2 protein-coding genes are annotated in these 2,064 nt (G+C 46.9%); both read left to right on the top strand.

The genetic code is table 11. The features are described from left to right. Position 1: 1 nt before the first annotated feature. Positions 2 to 517: a transcriptional regulator NrdR gene (nrdR, locus tag PX481_RS03910; protein ID WP_288093729.1), complete on the top strand. Its 516-nt coding sequence runs from the start codon at positions 2 to 4 to the stop codon at positions 515 to 517. Between the two features lie 445 nt (positions 518 to 962). Then, a complete protein-coding gene (locus PX481_RS03905) occupies positions 963 to 1,955 on the top strand; it encodes a 30S ribosomal protein S1 (RefSeq protein ID WP_002757124.1) in 993 nt (330 codons plus the stop codon). Positions 1,956 to 2,064 lie beyond the last annotated feature (109 nt).

Genomic DNA, 2,064 nt, shown 5'->3' with positions numbered 1-2,064 from the left:
TATGCAGTGTCCTAATTGTCAGCATACCGATAGTCGCGTTTTAGAGTCCCGTTCCTCCGAAAACGGTCAGAGCATTCGTCGTCGTCGTGAATGCTTACAATGTAAACATCGCTTCACCACCTACGAGCGCATCGAATTTGTGCCGATCACGGTGATTAAAAAAGATGGTAAACGGGAATCTTTTGATCGCTCCAAACTGCTGCGCGGTATCGTCCGCGCCTGCGAAAAAACCGGCATTCCCCCCTCAAGATTAGAGGCGATCGTCAATGATATCGAATCCCGTCTGCAGCAAGACTCAAAACGGGAGGTAACAAGTCAGGAGATCGGTCAATTAGTCCTAGAATACCTCCGGCAAGAATCGGAAGTGGCCTATGTGCGCTTTGCTTCGGTTTACGGCAATTTTCAGGGAATTAGAGACTTTATCGCCGCTTTAGCTCTGCTGCAATCCTCCGAAATCGAACGCGCCTATCCTTCTTGGTCTCCAGTGGGAGAAGCCAGCGTGATCACCTCGTCTTAAATAGGGTTTGCGGTAAAAAGTTTTTCCTGGGGGCAGGGTGTAGGGTGTAGGGTGTAGGGTTTTACCCATTTTCAGGGGGTCAATTACCTAATTTTCAGGGAAAAAGTCCAGGGATTTTCCCCCCGATCACTCCAATAGGCGGTACTTTTGGATTTCAAAAAGGTCTAAAAGTCTTATCGAACAATGTTTTTAGATTTATTCAGCAAACCCTAAATAGTTCCCGATTCAGTTATAATTAGGATCCCTTGTGCTATTTAAAGCCCAAGCTCTGGTTAGATTCTTAAAAGTCATTCTTGAGGCGGATTGCCTCCAGGAAAGCCGGATGCGGCAGTTCATCCCCTAGGCCCTGCCTAGAAACTAAATTGGGAGGCATCTCCTTGATTTAGAAACTGTACATCACATAGGAGGAAAAACCTACGGAAATTCCGAGGCCCAAACAACGTACATGACCACCCAAAAAACTGCAAACAAAAACATAGGCTTTACCCATGAAGATTTTGCCGCCCTTCTAGACAAATACGATTATCATTTCAGTCCGGGAGATGTTGTCGCTGGGACTGTTTTCAGCATGGAACCCCGGGGAGCGCTCATCGATATCGGTGCTAAAACCGCCGCTTTTATCCCCGTGCAGGAGATGTCGATCAACCGCGTCGATAATCCCGAAGAAGTTTTACAACCCAACGAAACCAGGGAATTTTTCATTCTTACCGACGAGAATGAAGATGGACAGCTAACCCTGTCGATCCGTCGCATTGAATATATGCGCGCTTGGGAACGGGTGCGTCAATTGCAAAAAGAAGATGCTACCGTGCGCTCGAATGTTTTCGCCACTAACCGTGGTGGGGCATTAGTCAGAATTGAAGGTCTCCGTGGCTTTATCCCCGGTTCTCACATTAGCACCAGAGAAGCGAAAGAGGATCTAGTCGGTCAGGAATTGCCCTTAAAGTTTTTAGAAGTGGATGAGGATCGCAACCGTCTGGTTTTAAGTCATCGTCGCGCTTTAGTGGAACGCAAGATGAACGGTTTAGCCGTGGGACAGGTGGTAATCGGTTCCGTGCGCGGAATCAAGCCCTACGGTGCTTTCATCGATATTGGTGGAGTCAGTGGTTTACTGCATATTTCCGAAATCTCTCACGATCACATCGACACCCCCCACACGGTTTTCAATGTCAATGATGAGTTGAAAGTGATGATTATCGATCTCGATGCCGAAAGAGGTCGCATTTCCCTCTCGACTAAACAATTAGAACCCGAACCGGGAGATATGCTCAAAAATCGCCCGTTAGTGTTTGAAAAAGCGGAAGAAATGGCGATTAAATACCGAGAAAAACGTCTAGCGGAAGCGGAAGGCCGGACTGTCTCGGAAGTAGTCGCAGAAATCGAAGTTCCTCCCGCCCTGGAAGAGGAAGATTTAGTTCTCGCCGCTGCCGAGGAGTAGGTCAGTTATCAGTTATCAGTTATCAGTTATCAGTTATCAGTCATCAGATTTGAGTTTTAAGTGTACAGTATTAAATAGAAGTTTCCTACTGTCTTTTCACTGATTACTG

The sequence above is a fragment of the Microcystis sp. M53603_WE2 genome (assembly GCF_030065435.1).
The sequence above is the reverse complement of the archived record's forward strand: the minus strand, read 5'-3'. Positions and strand labels throughout refer to the sequence as shown.

Bases quoted from the DNA above. Each gene is read 5' to 3' on its own strand.
- PX481_RS03905 (WP_002757124.1), top strand. From the start codon at position 963: ATGACCACCCAAAAAACTGCAAACAAAAACATAGGCTTTACCCATGAA.
- nrdR (WP_288093729.1), top strand. From the start codon at position 2: ATGCAGTGTCCTAATTGTCAGCATACCGATAGTCGCGTTTTAGAGTCC.